Annotated in this window: 21 protein-coding genes; 17 read left to right on the top strand and 4 right to left on the bottom strand. The window is 41.5% G+C overall.

The genetic code is table 11. The annotated features are described in order from the left end of the window. Nucleotides 1–31: 31 nt before the first annotated feature. Nucleotides 32–1,282, bottom strand: coding sequence for an HTH domain-containing protein (locus SporoP17a_RS09210; protein ID WP_083034382.1), 1,251 nt, complete (start codon nucleotides 1,280–1,282; stop codon nucleotides 32–34). Nucleotides 1,283–1,370: 88 nt separating this feature from the next. On the opposite strand from SporoP17a_RS09210, the gene SporoP17a_RS09205 reads away from it, so the two are divergent. From SporoP17a_RS09205 to SporoP17a_RS09170, 8 genes are all read left to right on the top strand, one after another. Continuing rightward, nucleotides 1,371–2,483: a mandelate racemase/muconate lactonizing enzyme family protein gene (locus SporoP17a_RS09205; protein ID WP_083034381.1), complete on the top strand. Its 1,113-nt coding sequence runs from the start codon at nucleotides 1,371–1,373 to the stop codon at nucleotides 2,481–2,483. Continuing rightward, complete coding sequence (locus SporoP17a_RS09200; RefSeq protein WP_083034380.1) at nucleotides 2,480–3,136, top strand: GNAT family protein; 657 nt, start codon at nucleotides 2,480–2,482, stop codon at nucleotides 3,134–3,136. Before SporoP17a_RS09205 ends, SporoP17a_RS09200 begins: the two co-directional genes overlap by 4 nt. 141 nt (nucleotides 3,137–3,277) lie before the next feature. Beyond that, nucleotides 3,278–4,324 carry a selenide, water dikinase SelD gene (gene selD / locus SporoP17a_RS09195; RefSeq protein WP_083034379.1) on the top strand — a complete coding sequence of 349 codons (1,047 nt, stop codon included), beginning with the start codon at nucleotides 3,278–3,280 and terminating at the stop codon, nucleotides 4,322–4,324. A 21-nt stretch (nucleotides 4,325–4,345) separates the two neighbouring features. Further along, on the top strand, nucleotides 4,346–5,380 hold the full coding sequence (gene mnmH / locus SporoP17a_RS09190; RefSeq protein WP_083034378.1) for a tRNA 2-selenouridine(34) synthase MnmH: 1,035 nt from the start codon (nucleotides 4,346–4,348) through the stop codon (nucleotides 5,378–5,380). Nucleotides 5,381–5,611: 231 nt separating this feature from the next. Then, a complete protein-coding gene (locus tag SporoP17a_RS09185; protein WP_083034377.1) occupies nucleotides 5,612–6,040 on the top strand; it encodes a YugN family protein in 429 nt (142 codons plus the stop codon). 171 nt (nucleotides 6,041–6,211) lie between these two features. Continuing rightward, entirely contained in the window at nucleotides 6,212–7,504 is a 1,293-nt protein-coding gene (locus tag SporoP17a_RS09180) for an MFS transporter (RefSeq protein ID WP_083034376.1), read from the top strand. A 127-nt stretch (nucleotides 7,505–7,631) separates the two neighbouring features. Next, nucleotides 7,632–7,874, top strand: a complete 243-nt coding sequence (locus SporoP17a_RS09175) for a PepSY domain-containing protein (RefSeq protein ID WP_199173593.1) — start codon at nucleotides 7,632–7,634, stop codon at nucleotides 7,872–7,874. A gap of 94 nt (nucleotides 7,875–7,968) precedes the next feature. Then, entirely contained in the window at nucleotides 7,969–8,448 is a 480-nt protein-coding gene (locus SporoP17a_RS09170) for a GAF domain-containing protein (RefSeq protein ID WP_083034375.1), read from the top strand. 112 nt (nucleotides 8,449–8,560) lie between these two features. Here the strand turns inward: SporoP17a_RS09170 and SporoP17a_RS09165 are convergent, their stop codons facing one another. Further along, entirely contained in the window at nucleotides 8,561–9,883 is a 1,323-nt protein-coding gene (locus SporoP17a_RS09165) for a sodium-dependent transporter (protein WP_083034374.1), read from the bottom strand. Nucleotides 9,884–10,056: 173 nt separating this feature from the next. Between SporoP17a_RS09165 and SporoP17a_RS09160 the strand changes: the two genes are divergently transcribed. The 3 genes from SporoP17a_RS09160 (at nucleotide 10,057) to SporoP17a_RS09150 (ending at nucleotide 12,130) form a co-directional block, all read left to right on the top strand. Beyond that, the gene (locus SporoP17a_RS09160) at nucleotides 10,057–10,509 is read left to right on the top strand and encodes a helix-turn-helix transcriptional regulator (RefSeq protein ID WP_083034373.1); all 453 of its coding nucleotides are present in this window, start codon (nucleotides 10,057–10,059) and stop codon (nucleotides 10,507–10,509) included. A gap of 15 nt (nucleotides 10,510–10,524) precedes the next feature. Further along, on the top strand, nucleotides 10,525–11,682 hold the full coding sequence (locus SporoP17a_RS09155; protein ID WP_083034372.1) for a PstS family phosphate ABC transporter substrate-binding protein: 1,158 nt from the start codon (nucleotides 10,525–10,527) through the stop codon (nucleotides 11,680–11,682). Nucleotides 11,683–11,770: 88 nt separating this feature from the next. Next, nucleotides 11,771–12,130 (top strand): hypothetical protein, encoded by a 360-nt coding sequence (locus tag SporoP17a_RS09150; protein ID WP_083034371.1) that lies wholly within the window; start codon nucleotides 11,771–11,773, stop codon nucleotides 12,128–12,130. Between the two features lie 306 nt (nucleotides 12,131–12,436). Here the strand turns inward: SporoP17a_RS09150 and SporoP17a_RS09145 are convergent, their stop codons facing one another. Both SporoP17a_RS09145 and SporoP17a_RS09140 read right to left on the bottom strand, forming a co-directional pair. Next, nucleotides 12,437–13,792 (bottom strand): S-layer homology domain-containing protein, encoded by a 1,356-nt coding sequence (locus SporoP17a_RS09145; RefSeq protein WP_083034370.1) that lies wholly within the window; start codon nucleotides 13,790–13,792, stop codon nucleotides 12,437–12,439. 117 nt (nucleotides 13,793–13,909) lie between these two features. Next, nucleotides 13,910–14,299: an OsmC family protein gene (locus SporoP17a_RS09140; protein WP_083034369.1), complete on the bottom strand. Its 390-nt coding sequence runs from the start codon at nucleotides 14,297–14,299 to the stop codon at nucleotides 13,910–13,912. Nucleotides 14,300–14,430: 131 nt separating this feature from the next. On the opposite strand from SporoP17a_RS09140, the gene SporoP17a_RS09135 reads away from it, so the two are divergent. From SporoP17a_RS09135 to eutS, 6 genes are all read left to right on the top strand, one after another. Next, nucleotides 14,431–14,571: a YfhE family protein gene (locus tag SporoP17a_RS09135; protein WP_083034368.1), complete on the top strand. Its 141-nt coding sequence runs from the start codon at nucleotides 14,431–14,433 to the stop codon at nucleotides 14,569–14,571. A 142-nt stretch (nucleotides 14,572–14,713) separates the two neighbouring features. Beyond that, nucleotides 14,714–15,700 (top strand): alpha/beta hydrolase, encoded by a 987-nt coding sequence (locus tag SporoP17a_RS09130; protein WP_083034367.1) that lies wholly within the window; start codon nucleotides 14,714–14,716, stop codon nucleotides 15,698–15,700. Nucleotides 15,701–15,763: 63 nt separating this feature from the next. Continuing rightward, nucleotides 15,764–17,194: a sensor histidine kinase gene (locus SporoP17a_RS09125; protein WP_156890553.1), complete on the top strand. Its 1,431-nt coding sequence runs from the start codon at nucleotides 15,764–15,766 to the stop codon at nucleotides 17,192–17,194. After that, on the top strand, nucleotides 17,187–17,756 hold the full coding sequence (locus SporoP17a_RS09120; protein WP_083034365.1) for an ANTAR domain-containing response regulator: 570 nt from the start codon (nucleotides 17,187–17,189) through the stop codon (nucleotides 17,754–17,756). Before SporoP17a_RS09125 ends, SporoP17a_RS09120 begins: the two co-directional genes overlap by 8 nt. A gap of 151 nt (nucleotides 17,757–17,907) precedes the next feature. Further along, entirely contained in the window at nucleotides 17,908–19,176 is a 1,269-nt protein-coding gene (gene eutH, locus SporoP17a_RS09115; protein WP_083034364.1) for an ethanolamine utilization protein EutH, read from the top strand. 24 nt (nucleotides 19,177–19,200) lie between these two features. Then, the gene (eutS, locus tag SporoP17a_RS09110) at nucleotides 19,201–19,542 is read left to right on the top strand and encodes an ethanolamine utilization microcompartment protein EutS (RefSeq protein ID WP_083034363.1); all 342 of its coding nucleotides are present in this window, start codon (nucleotides 19,201–19,203) and stop codon (nucleotides 19,540–19,542) included. Nucleotide 19,543 lies beyond the last annotated feature (1 nt).

Here is a 19,543-nt window from a genome sequence, read left to right as displayed (position 1 = left end):
GCAAAGCCGATGTATGTAACGGCTTTGCCTTTTACTCGATATCAAGCTTCATTTTGTACAATGCACGTGGTCTGCCTTGGCTGTAGGTCATTTCTTCACCAACAGTATCGATAAATTGTTGATCCATCAGCTTTTTAATCGTACGTTCAGCAGTTCTTCTAGAAACGGCTAAATATCCTGCTAGGTCATTAGCGGTGAATGGTGTAGATTGCCTGAATTGATCAAACTGCGTTAGCTTGGAAATGACGGCTGGGCTCAATGTCGTCTTTTCACTGATCTTAAGCAAGTCTGGATCATCCAACCTCATTGCAACTGAAGGTTCTGTGGCTGGCAAAGGGCCGTGTAGCTTCTTATGTTCATCTAGCATAAAAATTCCTTTGTCTGTTGCTTGTTTACCGAGTTGCAGTGCACTCATTGCGTTGTCACTAGCTTCTACGATTGTTTGCCCTGACCCAAAAGATAAAGTAGATGCCGGATGGAGGGATTCACAAAACTGAATGAAGTTCTTCATTGCTAAGACAAATTCGATGGTTCCTATAGTAGTATAAAAAAAGAAATTGCTGTCCTTTTCTTTCCACTGGGCCTGTAGGTAGTTTGCTAATATTTCGATGGTGTTCTGTGGAAATTGCTCGGGTTGATGGACTTGCAGTACACCTACAGCGATTTTAGTCGCTTCGCTTCTTGTCAAATCTGCTTGTTGGACAGCATGTTCCATCGCACGTAAAATATTGCTTGCAGGATCCAACATCCGGAATGACGGGATGCCTGCCGCTTGTAATTGATCGTACACAGCATGCACACTGGTCACTGCCATTTTAGACTTTCCGTTTCTGAAATGTTCTAGATGAAAGTTTATAACGGCTTGCAAATCACTGTTGGATTGCAGTTCATGTATAGCGGGCTTCTGCATGGCAGAAAGAGGACCGAGATCTTGCAAGATTTGCTCGATATGTGCTCTGTCTTTTATGTCTATAGAAATATCGTGAATTGCCATATTCTTTTCCGAAGCAAGGTATAATAAAGTGACAGCGATAGTATGTTCATTTTGCTGGATATAGAATGTCGGAATCGAAATAGTCCGAAGAACTTGTGCAGACGCTTCATAAGGCAATGAGCCAGAGAACAAGATGGCGTGACAAGGTTTCAGTGTCTCTAGTAGACGAGGGGCTTCGAACGGACTGTCGTATTGATAATAATCAACGCGTATATTGTGGGGCAATATAATATTCTTTGCTTGCCGACAAAACTCTTGTGAGCCGACCAATGCAATGGTAACCTTCATAATGGGATCTCCTCTTTTCATTAGCGACTATTTAACGACAATCATACAATGCGAATGAAAAGCTGCCAATAGGAAAGGATGAAAAGTAATGAAAATAACTGAAATTGAAATTTTTGCGATTCGATTACCGCTCCATGAACCATTTGTAATAAGCTACGCATCCTATGATGATATGCCCTCTATTATTGTAAAACTAACAACAGACACAGGATACGTAGGGTACGGTGAAGCAGTAGCAGACGACCATGTAACAGGAGAAAGCTGGGAAGGTACATTTGCTGTCCTCCGTCATACACTCGCTCCTATTTTACTTGGGGAAAATCCAAGTCGCTTTGGGAAAATTCATGAAATGATGGATCAAGCAATTTACGGTGTACCTACCGCGAAAGCGGCACTAGACATGGCTTGCTTTGACGCAGTAGGCAAGGCATATGGCATCCCTGCTTATAATTTACTTGGTGGGCGTTATCATGAGAAGTTTCCGATTACGCATGTGTTAAGTATCGCTTCACCTGAACGTATGGCGCAAGAGGCTGCTGATCGTGTGGCTTCGGGCTACGGCTCATTAAAGATGAAGGTCGGTACAAACGCAGCGGAAGATGTCGAGCGAATTCAAGCTGTTCGTGAGCGTGTTGGCAAAAAAATCGCAATCCGAGTGGATGTCAATCAAGGCTGGGTCAATAGCGCGACGACATTACAAGCGATGAAACAATTGGAAAGCTGTGATCTGGATTGGCTTGAGCAACCGGTAAAAGCAGACGACATCGATGCAATGGTAGAAATCAAATCGAAAATCGCGACGCCTTTAATGGTGGATGAGGGATTGCGTGGTGTGCGAGAGATGCGTGAAATCATCGCAAAGCGTGCAGCAGATAAAGTGAATATCAAGCTCATGAAATGCGGAGGGATGTATCCTGCAATGAAGCTTGCACATATGGCAGAAATGGCGGGCATCGAATGTCAGGTAGGATCGATGGTAGAGTCGTCTATTGGATCTGCAGCAGGATTCCATGTGGCATTCTCACAAAAATCGATGACAAGTGTAGAATTGACCGGCCCGTTGAAATTCAGTAAAGACGTCGGTAATTTGCACTATGATGTACCGTTTATTGAACTTAATGAAAAGCCTGGACTTGGTATAGATGTAGATGAGCAAGCGCTAGAAGAGTTGACGGTGCGTAAAGAAAAGGTGACATTATGACGTTGCAAGCATCACTTTCACTTCTAACGGAAGATCAGCTACCCGAAATTCTAGCTCTACAAGAAAAGATCATTGCTGCTCTTGAGCAACCTGACTTCCTTCAACCGCTAACGGAAGCAGAGTTCGTGTATATTCTACGCGGTAATGGGATGATGGCGGGAGCTTTTGTCGATAATCACTTGATTGCGTTCCGTGCTATGTTGGATCCTGGGGAAGACGAAGAGCATTTAGGAATCGATGTGGAAGTGCCAACACATGAATTGTCTAGTGTGCTCTACTCGGAGATTTCAGGTGTGGATCCAGACTATAGAGGGCATGGACTACAAACGACACTCGGTAAATGGTTGATGGAACATGTCGAGAGAGATCGCTATCGCTATATTTGTACAACTGTTGCACCTTTTAATATTCCAAGCTTGAAAGACAAATTTGCACTAGGTTTACGGATCAAAGAACTAAAATTGAAATATGGAAATAAACTGCGCTATATTTTATTCGAAGATCTGCACGAGCCTTCCTATCGGATGACTTCACAACAGCAATTTATTCTAATGGAAAATACCCAAGAGCAGCAAAAGTTGCTGAAAGAAGGTTGGATCGGGGAATATATCGAGAAAAAGGACGACCAATGGTTTGTAAAGTACGTAAAATAATACATTTGCATCATGTAAGACTATGCCTTGAAGCGTAGTCTTTTTTTCATTGGCCATTAGAATCTTAAGTGCCCAACAGATCTAGAATGCAAACTCTATGGTAAAATTAAAGGATTACAAATTGAAAGGTTGATATCCGTAATGCGAAACTCTTCTGTAAAACTCACTTCATTATCTTCAAAAGGAGGTTGTGGTTGTAAAATAGGACCAGCCGATTTAGCTGAAGTTCTACGTACATTGCCTCCTGGCCTTGCGGACCCTAACTTACTTGTCGGATTGGATACAGGCGATGACGCGGGTGTCTATAAGATTAATGATACGACTGCTATCGTACAGACACTAGATTTCTTCACGCCCATTGTCAATGATCCATATGATTTTGGACAAGTGGCGGCGGCGAATGCGATCAGTGACGTCTATGCAATGGGCGGTATACCAATTACAGCATTGAACATCGTCGCATTCCCGATTCATACACTGGATCGTGGTATCTTGACAGAGATCTTGCGCGGAGCCGCTGACAAATTGAAAGAAGCCGGTGCAGTTCTCGTAGGTGGCCACTCCATCGACGATCAGGAACCAAAGTTCGGTATGCAAGTAACTGGAACGGTACATCCTGACAAGATTCGTACAAATGCTGGAGCAAAATCGGGTGATCGTTTGATCCTGACAAAACCGATTGGTGTAGGGATTATGACCACTTCGTTGAAAAATGGATTATTGTCTGAAGATGAAGAAATTCACGTGACAAAAGTGATGACAACACTCAATAAAACAGCGGCTGAAGTAATGGATGATTACAGTATTCATGCTTCAACAGACGTAACAGGATTCGGTTTGCTTGGACATGCTTCTGAAATGGCAACAGGTAGCGGTGTATGCTTACGAATCGATCATGAGAAAGTTCCTGTAATACCACGTACAAGAGAACTGGCGGAAGCTGGTTCGGTTCCGGGCGGTACGAAAAATAACTTTGCGCATATAGAAGATATGGTCGAATATCCAGAATCGCTAGATCAAATCGGCAGATGGATTTTATGTGATGCAGTAACTTCAGGTGGTTTACTTGTAGCAGTTGCTGGAGATGAAGCAGAACGTTTACATGCACAATTACGTGAAGTTGGCGTGGATGCACATGTTATTGGAGAAGTGACCGATGAACATAACGGTCGAATTATCGTGCAGTAAATCAAGGAGATGGAAAATTACATGGTACGAGATATTACATTGACAGACGCACTTGAATTACAGAAAAATCACTCACACACATTAGTCGATGTACGCTCTCCGAAAGAGTTTGAGGAAGCAACTATCCCAGGCAGTATCAACATTCCGATCTTTTCGAATGAAGAACGTGCAGAAGTGGGTACACTGTATAAGCAAGTAGGAAAACAAGCAGCAATGGATCATGGTCTGGCTATTTTCTCTAAAAAATTACCCGAATTCATTGCGAAGTTCAGAAAAATCGACACGCAAATCACTGTGTTTTGCTGGCGTGGCGGCATGCGGAGCAAAACGGCAATGACCGTACTAGAATTGATGGGAATCCGCTCAAGCCGAATTAGTGGCGGGATTCATACATATCGCCAGTGGGTTATTGCGAAACTGCAGGAACCCATTAAAGCTAAATTACTTGTACTAAACGGCTATACAGGAAGTGGCAAGACGAAGATTCTTCATAAGCTGATGGAAGATGGTTGTCCGGTCATCGATCTGGAAGGTATGGCAGGCCATCGAGGTTCAATATTCGGACAAATTGGTGTTCAGCCGAACAACCAGAAGAAATTCGAATTGCTAATTGCAGATAAACTGGAAAAGTATGAAAACGAACCGTATATCTTCATAGAAGGTGAAAGCAAACGTATAGGGCAAGTACATATGCCAGAACTACTGTTTGAAAAAAAAGGACAGAGCCCCCAGTGGATTATTAGACTGCCGATCAAAGTGCGTGTCGAAGAAATTCTTTCTGAGTATGAACCGGAAAAACAACCAGAACTGTTTCTAGAAGCATTTTCAAGAATTCGCAAACGTATCCACCAACCCATTGCGGTACAAATCCAGGAAGACCTAGAAAATGGTCGTTTTACAGAAGCTGTAGAACAGCTATTGACTCACTACTACGACCCACAGTATGAACACTCAGTAGCTCGTTTTGCTACAACTGGACAAGACGTTATCGAGGCTGAAACCGTGCAAGAAGCGTATGAAGAATGTTTGAATCGGTATAAAGAGCTGATGAAATAAATGAAGTTGGACTATCCTACTGGGTAGTCTTTTCTTTTGTACAAAAACAAGTTGACATAGGCTTCCGTCAGTGTAGATCAAAGAAACTCTCGAGTTTACCCGAGATTCGGATTAGTGTTTTCCAATTCAGTTGACTAGGAAAGTTTGTCAAACAACTAACTAGGGTATTCTTAAAACTATCATCAATCAGACGTTCAACAAAAATAACTGACACAGAAAAGAGGAAATGCCATGATCGAACTAAAAACAAATTTACCAGGAAAAAAATCATTATTTGGAGATGCTTGTAACATTCTCATAGAACACGATATTCAAATGGGAGGCAACTGGGACTTCGACCGCGGAAACTTCGACACTATCTTGAATCAGGACGGTGACAACACGATTTACTTACGAATACCATTTCACGTAATTGACGGTGAACTCGATGAAGATAGTGCCATGATTGAATTTGATGTACCCTTTATTATCAATCATGTAATCAACATTGGATTGGATGATGATGACAGTCCTGTACTGGCCTCTGTCGGACTCGACCAGTTCCAGACACCCGAAGATCAAGACGGTCCTATTGTATACGATGAGAAGTGGGTGCGCGAAGGGGAAGCGCGAATAGCAAAGTTCTCGGATCATCCTATTTTTATCGCTCCGCTAGTATGAGAGTTTACTCCTTTAAAGAAACAAGCAAGCCTAGAAAAATTAGGCTTGCTTGTTTTTGTATACGGACAAGACCGTTCTCTCCTTTGGCTAATGTGTGATAAGATGAATGAAATGTAAAAAATCTATTAACTTACAGAATTATTGCATAGTACTAGCAAAGGTGGGAACTCCATGACGAGACGGCAAGACTTTTCATATTACACATCATCCAAAGAAGCGCAGAAACAATTGTATAAGCGTTCCTTACTTGTCGTGATCATTTCCCAAATATTTAGTGGAGCCGGACTGGCAGCTGGAATTACAGTAGGCGCGCTTTTAATTCAAGACATGACAGGTAATGAAAGTTTAGCCGGCATGCCCATTGCGCTGTCTACTTTCGGTTCAGCATTTTCTGCCTATCTCGTCGGCAGGCTATCCCAACGATATGGTCGTCGCCTTGGCCTCGGTGCAGGCTTTATTACCGGTGGTGTAGGGGCGTTTGGTGTGATCTTTGCTGTAATGTCGGGTAGTCTAGCTGTGTTATTCATCTTTTTGTTTATTTATGGGGCAGGTACATCTTCCAATCTACAAGCCCGCTATGCCGGAACAGATCTCGCCGATGAGAAGCAACGAGCTACTGCGGTCAGTGTCGCTCTTGTTTCAACTACAGTGGGTGCGGTAGCTGGACCCAACCTCGTTTTACCAATGGGGCATGTAGCAGATTTCATCGGTATCCCTTCATTGACCGGTGTATTTCTACTTGCAGGTGTCGCATACGTATTATCGGGGCTAACCTTTTTATTGTTTTTACGACCGGATCCTTTACTTGTTGCCCGTGAGATCGAATTGGCTGAACAGAAAGAGCGTATAGAGTCGATTGAGGGGCATGTGGCTCATCAACATACAGCCAATAGGATGGGGATTTGGATAGGAGCTATCGTGCTCGTACTGTCGCATGGTGTCATGGTCGCTATTATGACGATGACCCCCGTCCATATGCAACATCATGGTGCTTCGATATCTGGTATTGGTTTAGTCATCGGCTTACACATTGCCGGTATGTATTTACCGTCCATTTTTACGGGTGTATTAGTAGATCGGATTGGACGACCGATCATGGTGATTGCTTCGGGTGTGACACTTGCACTCGCAGGTATTCTTGCAGCCTATGTAGCGGGCGAATCGATATTTTGGATGTCCGTATCCCTTACATTACTAGGGATTGGTTGGAATTTCGGATTAATCAGTGGAACAGCTATTGTCATTGACTCTACTGATGTATTGACTCGTGCGAAGATCCAAGGAAGTATCGATGTTTTTGTCGCACTAGCAGGAACAGTGGGGGGACTTGCTTCGGGAATTGTCGTGGCCTTCTTAGGTTTTTCCATGTTGAGTTTTCTCGGAACCTATATTTCCTTACTACTTATTCCGCTCATTATTTGGATGCGTTATAAACAAAAGACTAACTCAGCACAGATCGCCTGACAAAAACGGATTATTTCCTTGGAAATAATCCGTTTTTCTTTCGTAAACGACAGGCCTAGCTTCAGGGGCATCTTTTGATTCTCTTGCATAAAGTAACAACGTAGAAAGAAATAGGAGGGATCGTTCATTGAATCAGCAAAGTGAGTATTGGATGAATCATTGGCAACACCCGCAATATCGTAGGATTACGATGGAACAAGCAAACGAAATTGCGCGACAAAGAGTACCGGGGGAAGTAGTGAAATCAGAATTGGAATTTGATGACGGCATGTTGATATTTGAAGTAGATATCCGCACGGCAGAAGGGTATAAGTATGAAGTCAAAATAGATGCGGTGACGGGTGAGGTACTAAAAGTGAAATTGGATTGATGTGAAACGACGAATGAAGTTCGATTACTTCTCCAAGTCTGTTATTCTGTGTATGATTAATGTAAGAACTACACACAGAAAGCAGGGAATTACTATGTACACACCTATTGATTATTCAAATAACCTACAAGAGAAATACGCACAACTTGCAACACAGCTAGATGCACTCTTGTCTGGAGAGCCAAATGTATACGCAAACTTAAGCAACGCATCTGCATTACTCAATCAATTCTTCGATCGCATCAACTGGGTTGGTTTTTACTTGATGGATGACGATGAACTCGTGCTCGGCCCGTTCCAGGGATTACCGGCATGTATACGTATACCGCTTGGTAGAGGTGTTTGTGGAACAGTTGCAAAGACGAAAAAAGGTTTAGTCGTACCAGACGTTAACGCATTCCCAGGCCATATCGCATGCGACGCAGCGTCTCGTTCCGAAGTTGTAGTGCCCCTGATTAAAGATGGAGAAGTGTTTGGTGTACTTGACATCGATAGCCCTGAGCTAAATCGCTTCACGGAAGACGACTTAGCGGGATTGACGCAAGTGGCAGAGACGCTTATGAAGCATATCTAAAAGAAGAAAAGCTACAGGGTGAGAAAGTCGTCGATCAACGGTTCCTTTCCATTAACCCGACATCTAGATTATATAAAGAAAAGCACGCAGGAGAAATTCTCCAGCGTGCTTTTTACATACCTAGAACCCAAGTAAAGAAAATGACGACGATCGCAATAGGTGCGAAATAGCGCACAATCACTTTCCACAACGAGTGAAGAGCTGGATGCATTCCTAGCTCCTCCGCAGTATCTTCTTTTGTCAGCACGAAGCCAGCAAATAGAGACACAGCGAGTGCCCCGAGCGGCATGGCAATTCTACTCGTCAGCAAATCGGCAAAATCGAAAATGGAATTGCCGAAAATACTCACATCAGATAGCAAACCAAATGACAATGCACTTGGAATACCGACTAAAAAGATTAGCCCACCAAACACCCACGAAGCACGTTTTCGTCTATCATGCTTCTTGCGTATGCCTGTAGAAACTACGATTTCGAGCATTGCGATAGCAGAAGTCAGTGTGGCAAACAGCATCAAGAAAAAGAAGATGATTAAAAACACACTGCCGAACGGAATTTCATTGAAAATAGCCGGTAGAATGACGAAAATCAATCCGGGGCCTGCTTCTGGTGAATGTCCTAAGGCGAAAACAGCAGGGAAAATAACAAGTCCCGCTAAGATAGAAATTCCTATGTTCAGTATCGAGACATTAAATGCAGACTGTCCAAGCTTCTCTTCTTTTGAAAGATAGGAAGCGTAGGTCATCATCGCTGTCACACCGACACTCAGCGAAAAGAATGCCTGTCCTAACGCCACGAGGAATGTAGTTCCGTTAAAATAACTCCAATCTGGTACGAATAGAAAACGCACACCTTCCATCGCGCCATCTAGTGTCAGCGAACGAATCGCCAATACAATGAATGATAAGAATAATAAAGGCATGATCCAGCGGCTAGCCCGTTCAATACCTCCACGGATCCCGCTTTGAACGATGAAGATCGTTAGTGCCATAAATAATGCTTGTGCCAATAATACTTCCCATGGATTCGCGATTGTTGTATTAAACAGATCACCATAATCCAGCCCACCTAATGTAAACGTAAAGGCTCGAGCTAAATACGATAAAATCCAACCCCCGACAACACTGTAAAAAGACAGGATAATGAAAGAAGAGGCAAGTCCCATCCATCCGACCCATCCCCAACTGCGTCCTGTGGATAAATTCTTCAAAGAAGTCACAGCATCTGCATGTCCTCTTCGTCCGATAACAAATTCAGCTAATAAAATCGGTAGACCGATTAATAATGTACAAATGATAAATAACAGCACAAACACGCTACCGCCGTTCGTACCAGCCATATAAGGAAACTTCCAGATTGCACCTAGACCGATGGCACTGCCGGCAGCCGCTAAAATAAAACCAATCTTGGATGTCCATTGTTCACGCTGTTTCATAAGAGTCCTCGTTTCTTTTACTAAATCACAAAGTCAATAAATCTTATCATAATTTTAAGAAAGAATCGATAGTTGTATGGTTAACAGAGAGTTTTGAAAATTTGGTTGCATATACAAAAGTGTTGGTGTAATATTACACCAATAGATATAAAATGTAACCCCGGGGTGATCTTGTGAACCAGCAACAATTAATAGAACTGATTTCATTAAAGTTACGGGTGATCCGTTTAGAGAAAGAATATTCCCAACAGAAGATGGCAGATGTTCTAGGGCTTTCTAAAAAGACATTGATCCAAATCGAAAAAGCGAGAGCAATGGCCAGTTGGACAGCTGTTGTCGCTGTCTGTGCATTATTTCGAGATAGTGACGTATTGCAAGCGGCAGTCGGCGGAGATCCACTGGAAGTACTGGAAACAATCGCACATGACGGTATTGATCGTCGGATAGATCAATCGATGGGCGGTAAAGTATGGTGGCGTGAATTGGCAACAAAAGGCCGTTTCCGTTTACAGAAAAACGTAATTAGTCAGCACTTTCGTATTTTGGATGGGGAGCATTATCGTTGGTATAGTTCATTTGATGAAAACGAGGCATGGCATCGGTTGGAGGAACTGAGCCGAAAGTAAAAGGGAGGAACGCGTATGATTGCACCCATAGCATTTGCAGTACTTTTATTGCTGGCATTATTATTTTTCACAGGAATGGGATTATTATATTTGTTGTTTACGGGATTGATTCACTTTATTCCGTTAGCACTTAGTGCAGTAATCCTTTTATATGTGTGGATCGTCATGATGATTTTTCATTTCTTCAACACGAAACAACGTAAAAGGTCGTTCAGCATTATTGCTGGAGCAGTGATAATCGGAGCGGCAGTTTGGCCAATCATGCATATGTATAAGGAAAGTATATCTATAGTGAATGCCGAAGTGGAGGTACATTATTATGAACCGTTTACGATTGGACAGGAATCAAAGCTGGCTGTACTTGATGAAGCTGCTACACTCGAACTGAAAGACGAATTACCGAAAATAGATGGTGCTACTGCGCTATATCCGCTATATGCAGCATTTGTTCAGGCAGTCTATCCTACAAAAGAATACAATCCGTATGATAGTGAAGTAATGGTCAATACAACCCCTGTTGCTTATGAGAATTTGTTTTCTGGCAAGGTAGATATGATTTTTGCAGCAGCTCCTTCCGACGCCCAAATGAAAGTGGCAGAAAAACAAGGTCTTGAGCTGAACTTAACACCGGTTGGTCGAGAAGCATTTGTCTTTTTTGTCAATCAAAAGAACCCTGTTGATCATCTAGAATTAAAACAAATCCAAGATATCTATGCAGGGAAAATCACAAATTGGAAAGAAGTTGGAGGCAAAAATGAATCAATTCGAGCATTCCAACGACCGGCAGATAGTGGTAGTCAGACTGGTTTGGAACGGCTGATGGGAGATACTCCAATTATGGATGCTCCAAAAGAAAATGTAGCCGAAGGAATGGGTGGTATCATATCGGAAGTTTCAAAGTATCGAAATTATACGAATGCTATTGGCTATACATTCCGCTATTACTCAACGGAGATGGTGGGCAATGAGGAGATTAAATTGCTTGCAATCGATGGAGTAGAGCCGACGAAAGAAACCATCCGAAGTGATGAATATCCAATTGCCTCTGAGTTTTACGTCATTACAGCAGGCACAGAAAATCCGAATGTGGAAAAATTTATTGAATGGATCACTTCACCGCAAGGACAGAAATTGGTAGAGATCGTCGGTTACGTGCCGGTGAAAAAACCGTGAAAGTATATGAGGAATGTGAAGGTTCACTAATCCGACTAAATATACAGTGCATTTTTTACCCTTAACTAATGGGAGTGATGAAGTAATTGTGAAAAAATATTTGAACATAGTATGGCTCGTTATGAATTTGATCCCAGCGCCATTTCTATTTCATTTCTATGAGTATGGTCAGTATATGAAGCGAGAAGATGCATCATATTTATTGGTAGTATGTGTTTTATATATTGTGATAACAGGTATTTTATCTCGTGCCATAAAGGTTCGTTATATATTACTCATTAATATAATTACAGCCATAGTATCTTTACTATTGGCTATGAATTTCATCTCAGACGATGGTGGGTGGTTCAAGCCATTTGGCCGAGATGTGGTCATCTTGCTAACGGCTATTCCGTTTTTCATTGGACAATTATTGATTCGGATGGTTGCTAAGCTCGTTATAAATTGATAGAAAAAATGAGGTTGAGACAGAACAGAAAAAACGTAAGGGAATGTCCCTTACGCTTTTTTTCTGTTCTTATCAGTAAATATTTTTTAGAGTAACAGAGTGTACCGGAACGGAGAAAGGCCGACTCCTGAGGGATCAGCGTGCGTCTTGAGACCCTGGACAAGTGCCTTAATTTCTGCAAAGTACACAGAAATACGGCAAAGCGAACCCTACGTTGTTCGCTTGGCTCAAGCCACGCCCCTCGGAAAGCGTGCCTTTCGGAGTGCAGGGAAACGGTGTGAGATAGTTATGTCCCAGCCATTTTTTTTATTTCTTAAGTGTATGTTTCTTACCAGCTTGATCGGTCACCAATAACTGTGTAGCGGTAACTTCCATATCTTTCGCAAGAACGTTGGAAACCTTGCTTGTTTTTTTATCTAATAAATTATATTTATACACACCTGTTTTGTTGAAATAATACATCGTAGAAAGGTCGAATGCTACAGACTTATTGTTTTGACTGACTTGATTGGTTTTCGTAGTAGCTTCCACTTCATCGAAAATAACACGCGCGTCAAAGTTCAATAAGGTCTTTTTGTTTTTCCCGTCCATTGTAACTGAATACAACGTCAATGGATCATCCAGTGGTGTAGTAGGATCAAATTTGGAATCGAAAACGCGGTCTTTATTCTTTTCAAGTGTATAGTAGATCCGATCATTCCAAATGAACATATTACGGAACTTTTGATCGATTGGAATACTACCGATCGTGTAACTCCAGTCATTGACGTTCAACTTCACTAGATTATAATTTGCCGGCATTTTATTTCCTGCATTGATCGAGTTCCAATACGGAATATATATTTCATCATTGTATAGGACCATTTGATAGCCCGCCATGAGCAGTATTCGGTTGATTCCGTTATCTGGCATAGTCGCGCTATCTAAGATTGCTGAACGTGTTCCTGCCTTTTTATTCTCTTTAAATAGCTTAGTAGAATTTTTGTCTTTTGCAATAGTATAAGTAAAACCATTTTGTTCAACCGTTTTACCTTTAACACTCACATAGGAATGGTAGTCACGCAACTTCATAGAGTCGTCTAATGCACGCACTAAAAATGCTGAGAACTGAGAACGTGTCACGGAGTTAGTCGGCATGTATTTACCTTCTGAACCGCCAGTGATTCCTTTTTTTGCAATCCCATTAATATCAGGGAATGACCAATGGGCCGGAGAAACGTCTACAAATGTCGCTTGATGATCGACAGGTATGTTAAATGAACGACGAATGATCGCAGCCATATGAGCTCGTGAAGTGTCTTCACCAGGACGCATGAAGCCGTTATCTCCACGCATGATGCCTTTTTCATTCACTGTTGCAAGAATTTGATAATAGGAAGACTTTTTCGAGACGTCCTTGAATTGCACTGTAGGATTTTTAACCAATGGAATTTTCAATGCTTTGATGAGCATGGAAGATGCCTGCGCCCGTGTAATGGGATCATTTGGTTTAAAAGTACCGTCTGGAAACCCTCCAATGATATTACGGTCAGCTAAATACATGATTTCCTTCTTTGCCCAATGCTTGTCTACGTCAGAAAATGGTGTGGCCGCATGCGCCTGAAATGGTGTTGCTGCAAAAATCAATAAAGCTGCTAACACCCCGACTAGTTTATTCTTCATATAAGTAGACCTCCTTTAGGTATTCTATTCATTATACAGGAATTTTAATGGTAAAATAAGGTCCTTTAAACATAGAAACCGACAAAAGGAAGAACTCTCTTGTCGGATCATTGAAACTTATTTCGTACCCATCTCGTACGTTTTCACAATATCAATACAACCTATTACGGATTGTAACATAGAACAATTTTTCTCTGTTAGCTCCATGACTCGTGGCATTTTTTCGTCTGTAACGTCCGATCCGATAACAGTAAAATGAAGATGGATCTTCATCAGGCGACTTGCATCATCTTGGGAGCGCACCACTTCTTTTACTTCAATTGCAATGTCTTCTGCTGGCACGCGCATTTTATCAAGGACTTTACGCATGACACCGCCACCGCAAGCTGCGATAGATGCAACCATCAGCTGATAAGGCCGAAACCCTTTTTCTTCATTTGATGAAATGTGTAATGTGCCGAATTCCGTCTCCGTGTCAAAACCGTGTTCTGTCATATGAAAATTCATGTTGATCAGCCCCTTATGCAGTTAGTATACGATGTTTCAACAAGAAAACCAAAGAACGATAACTGACTCTCCGTGTTTAATTTGACGAATAAGTGGAATACTAAAAGTAAGATGGAAAGGAGTGTTGAGATATGAGTGAAAACAAACAACCACACAAAACACTGACTGATAAGAACAACGGCCTTTCATCCGCTCAGGAAGTGTTGTATGCCAAAGATTACAAACGGGCAGATAAGGCTACCGAGAAAGAAGAAAATAACGATAAGAAGTAAGATACGAAAATAGTGAATGAGGCGTTCCCTAGTAGTTGTAATCCAACTACTGGGGTTTTTCTCATGAAATAGGCCTAACGTATTCTTCGCATTCGCTGTATACTAAGAGTAAATGTTACTACAAAGAAAACGAGGATATAGAATGAAGAAAATTAGATGGAAAAAGGTTATCGTCTTACTAGTTGCTTTCTTCGTCATTTTTCAAATAGCAGGAAGTTTTTTCTTTTACAACTTGGCGATTAAGCGTGGACCGAAAGATTTCCTGACGGGCAATGCAGATTTGAAAGTATCGGCCGAAACTATGGATGTGTTTTTAAATGGAGACTGGATCGATTGGGTAGAACAACAGGAATTTGAAGAAATGCATATGCCATCAAGAGATGGTGTAGATTTGACGGGTTATTACTTAGCTGCTAAACAGCCTACCGACAAATTGGTGATTCTGACACATGGCTATTTAGGGCGTGCCAAACAAATGGGGTTATACGGTCAATATTATCATGAGGAACTCGGCCATAACATTTTCATGCCGAATGCTAGAGGACATGGAAAAAGCGGTGGTGATTATTATGGATTTGGTTGGCCTGATCGTCTAGACGTGATGGATTGGACGGAGTTGCTTGTCGAAGAAATGGGCACTCAGACACAAGTGATCTATCACGGTTTGTCTATGGGTGCTGCAACAGTATTGATGGCGAGCGGTGAAAACTTACCGAAACAAGTGAAAGCAATTATTGCAGATAGTCCGTACCAATCCGTCTATCAGCTCTTTGCTTATCAATTGGATCGAATGTTTCATTTACCAGCCTTTCCTTTACTCGACAATATGAGTTTACTGACGAGTGCCAGAGCAGGATATTCATTGAAGGAAGCGGATGCGTTGAGCGCGGTTCAGCGTGCGACTGTACCGATCTTATATATCCATGGTAATGCGGATACATTCGTGCCGACAGAAATGACAAAAGAGCTGTATGAGAAGACAAAAAGCGATGCAGAATTGTTTTTAGTAGATGATGCCAATCACGGTGAAGCATTCGTGATGGAACAAGAAGAGTATAAGAGAAAGGTGGATGAATTCCTTGAAACACTTTGGTCGACATCGAACCTGTCAATTGACCTCTCTCGCTAACCGTTTTATACTGTTTTTACAAAGTAGGGGAAATCGCATTCCTCATTATAAGGTCGTGGCATATTGGTAAAAGCAACAGTAGAACAACTCTGTAAACAGCATACCGAACTAACTAGTCAAGATGTGAAGATTCTTCAGGAGATGGCGTTTAGCCTACAAACCTATGCAGATCTATCTGATTCGTACATGTTTATTGATTGTAAATTAAAACCAAGTAATCAGGCAATCGTCGTTGCGGAAGCTTTTCCAGTTGGTAGTACTCCACTGTATACTAACTCTGTCATTGGTAAGATTGTTTTTGAATCTTTTGAGCCAGGTGTGTTTTATTCCTATCGTAACGGAAAGAAATCGATCATACAGCAAGCAATGACGCAAGAAGGTATCTTGGTGCATCAGACTGTGGTACCCATTAAAAACACATTTCATCAAGTGATTGGTGTATTGATATCTGAGAAACGAGTCATTTCACCGCAACAGAGTGATGACATCAAAAGATTTTCGGTAGTTACAGAAACGGCAGAGGACCAAATGACGAATTCGGGACTTGGCGTAGTCTCAGATTTATTGATGGAAATGCTTATTTTGACGGATGCTAGTAATCGGTTAGTATACGCGAATCCTTCGGGTTTAAAGCTGATATCTGAAATGAGTGGCAAAGATGATGTGCTGAATCGTAATTTATTGGAAATATTACCGTTTTTGCATGCAGTTTATGAAAATAAAGAAGATGTGTTTGTCTTTGAGATGACGATTCAAAATAAAAGCTTAATTGTAAAAAAAATAAGAATGCGTGAAAAAAACAAATCTCAAGAAACGCTGTTGATTGTCCAAGATATTACTGAACTTCGAACGAAGGAAAAAGAATTAATGATGAAATCCGTTGTCATTAAAGAAATTCATCATCGGGTTAAAAATAATTTGCAAACTGTGGCAAGCTTGATAAGATTGCAAATGCGTAATGGATTACCAGCTGAAAGCCGATCTGCTTTTGAGGAAACGCTTAACCGGATATACAGTATATCCTCAGTTTATGAAATTATCCTCACGAAGGAAGATGCAGACGACGATGATGTGAACATTATAAATTTGACGAGGAAAATTTGCTCCACGATGGTGCTAAATGAATACAATTTAAAAGTAGACTTGATTATTGAGCCAAATAGCAATAAAATAATAACAACATCTAAGAAAGCGGTTTCAATAGCGCTGATCATTAATGAGCTCATACAAAACTCTCTAAAGCATGCATTTCAAGACAAAGAAGAGGGAACTATTGACGTGGAATTTATCGTAGATCATGATTTTGTGGAACTTCACGTTTCCGACAACGGCGTTGGAATGAAGAATCCGCAAACTTCGCTTGGTACGGAAATTATCCACAATTTGGTAACCAATGACTTGAATGGAGAGTTTCTATATGTGCCTAGGGAAATTGGGACTCATGCAGTAATCAGTTTTCCAGTGGGTGCGGAGGTGGAAACTTTTGATGAGTAAACGAATCTTGATAGCAGAAGATGAATCAATTATTCGCATGGACCTGAAAATGACCTTGCAAGACCATGGCTATGAAGTCGTTGGGGAAGCTGGTGACGGAGACAGAGCGATAGAGTTGGCTTTTTTGCATAAACCTGATTTAATATTGATGGATATTAAAATGCCGAAGATGAATGGGCTGAAAGCGAGCCGAATCATTGGAGAGCAACTGGATATACCAGTTTTAATCATTACTGCATACAGTCAAAAGGAATTCGTGGAAAAGGCTCAGCAGGACAATGTGGTCGGTTATTTAGTTAAACCTATTTCTGAAGCTAGTTTAATTCCTGCAATTGAAGTGGCACTTCATCAATCCAGTAAAGCTAAGAGATTAAAGGACAGCATTCAGCATGCGAAGCAGCAAGTGGAAAAGCGGAAAGTTGTGGAACGAGCAAAAGGTATATTGATGAATACAGAGCACTTAACCGAGCAACAAGCATTTAAAAAAATGCGTGATACGAGTATGTCACGGCAAATGACAATGGAGTCACTTGCCATGGAAATTATAGATTCGCACAAGTAAATAGATCTAAGCAAAGGCGCTTAAAGAGAAACTTTCTTTAAGCGTCTTTTTGTCTTCTTTTTTGCGAGTTGTTTAAAGATTTAAAGGTGGTGGCTAGTGAATTAATACACGTAGATGATGTCACAATAGGATAGTAGAGGGGGAAATTTAAATGGAAATGATCGGTACAGTCATTGTATATATCATCATGGCCTGTGCAATTGCAGGGGCATTTGCTTCAATAAAGAATCCTGAAGAGGGATTGGGTAAGGAATTTATGTCTGGATTACACGCGGTAGGACATATCTTCGTTCCCGCGGCAGGAATTATGGCATCGATTCCATACTTAACATGGTTCATCAGTAAATTTATCGGTCCGATTTTCAACTCGATCGGGGCAGATCCGGCAATTGCCGCAACGACGATTCTAGCTTCAGATATGGGTGGATACCAGTTAGCGGAAGCGTTAAAAGTAACAAATGAAGGATGGATCATGGCATTAATCGTCGGTTTCATGTCGGGAGCAACGATTGTATTCTCCATTCCGATGGGTCTTGCGATGCTTGATAAACGGGACCATAAATATATGGCACTTGGTATCATGTCGGGTGTACTGACCATTCCGATCGGTGCTTTCATTGCGTCTGTTTTAGTTGTCTTATTCAATACGGATGTGCGTGATGTGATCAGCACGACTGCAACATCTAATTATGAGTTTGCAATTGGTTATTTACAAATTTTCATAAACTTATTGCCATTATTACTATTTGTTGTCTTAATTGCGGTTGGACTGAAATTCGTCCCGCGTATTATGATTAACGGGTTTATGTTGTTTGGCCGTGTGATGGATGCAGCTATTAAACTGGTGTTAGTGTTCTCTATCGTTGAAATATTTACAGGGATCTTCACTAAAATCTTTGGCGTTTGGGGATTCGATCCCATTATGGCGGATAAAGCCGATCAGTTCCGTGCGCTTGAAACGGCTGGATATATTGGTATTATGTTAGCAGGTGCCTTCCCAATGATTTACTTGATTCGAAAGTATATGGGAACACCTTTGGAAGCTGCTGGAAAGAAAATTGGGCTTTCGCCTGAAGGCAGTGCAGGTCTACTTGCAACTGTCGCGAATATCTTAGCGATGTTCTCGTTAGTTCGCTATATGAGACCGAAAGACAAAGTGATTAACATCGCATTCGCAGTATGTGCGGCGTTCTTGCTGGGTGATCACTTATCTTTCACAGCGAATTTCCAGCCGAATATTATTTTACCGGTTATACTAGGTAAGTTGAGTGCGGGAATCATCGCAGTTATCATTGCGTACAAGCTATCTGTACCAACGGCATTAAGGCTAGAAAAGCAAGATCGTGAAGCTGGAATTATTAAAAAGGGTGAGTACGAAACGGAAAACGTTGAACCAGAAGCTCCTGCGGCTAAAGCATAAAAATATAAACAGGGAGTGTGTATAATGAGCGAAGAAAAGAAACGGTTTATACAGGAATTCGTTCCAGGAAAACAGATTACACTTAGTCATTTGATTGCTAATCCTGATTCCGATATGTTTCAGAAGTTAGGTATACAGGAAGCGGGTGCCTTAGGTATTCTTACGTGTACACCAAGTGAAACAGTCATTATTGCGGGAGACTTGGCAACGAAAGCAGCGAATGTCCGCATTGGATTTCTCGATCGATTTACAGGTAGCCTTGTCATTGTAGGCAGTGTCTCAGAAGTAGAGATGGCTATGCTGGAGATTAACCGATTTCTATCGGAGAAGTTAAGTTATACGCCATCTGAAATTACAAAATCATAAG

The sequence above is a fragment of the Sporosarcina ureae genome, assembly GCF_002082015.1.
Taxonomy (GTDB): Bacteria; Bacillota; Bacilli; order Bacillales_A; family Planococcaceae; genus Sporosarcina; species Sporosarcina ureae_A.
Note: the sequence above shows the minus strand (reverse complement) of the source record. Positions and strands in the feature narration are given on the sequence as shown.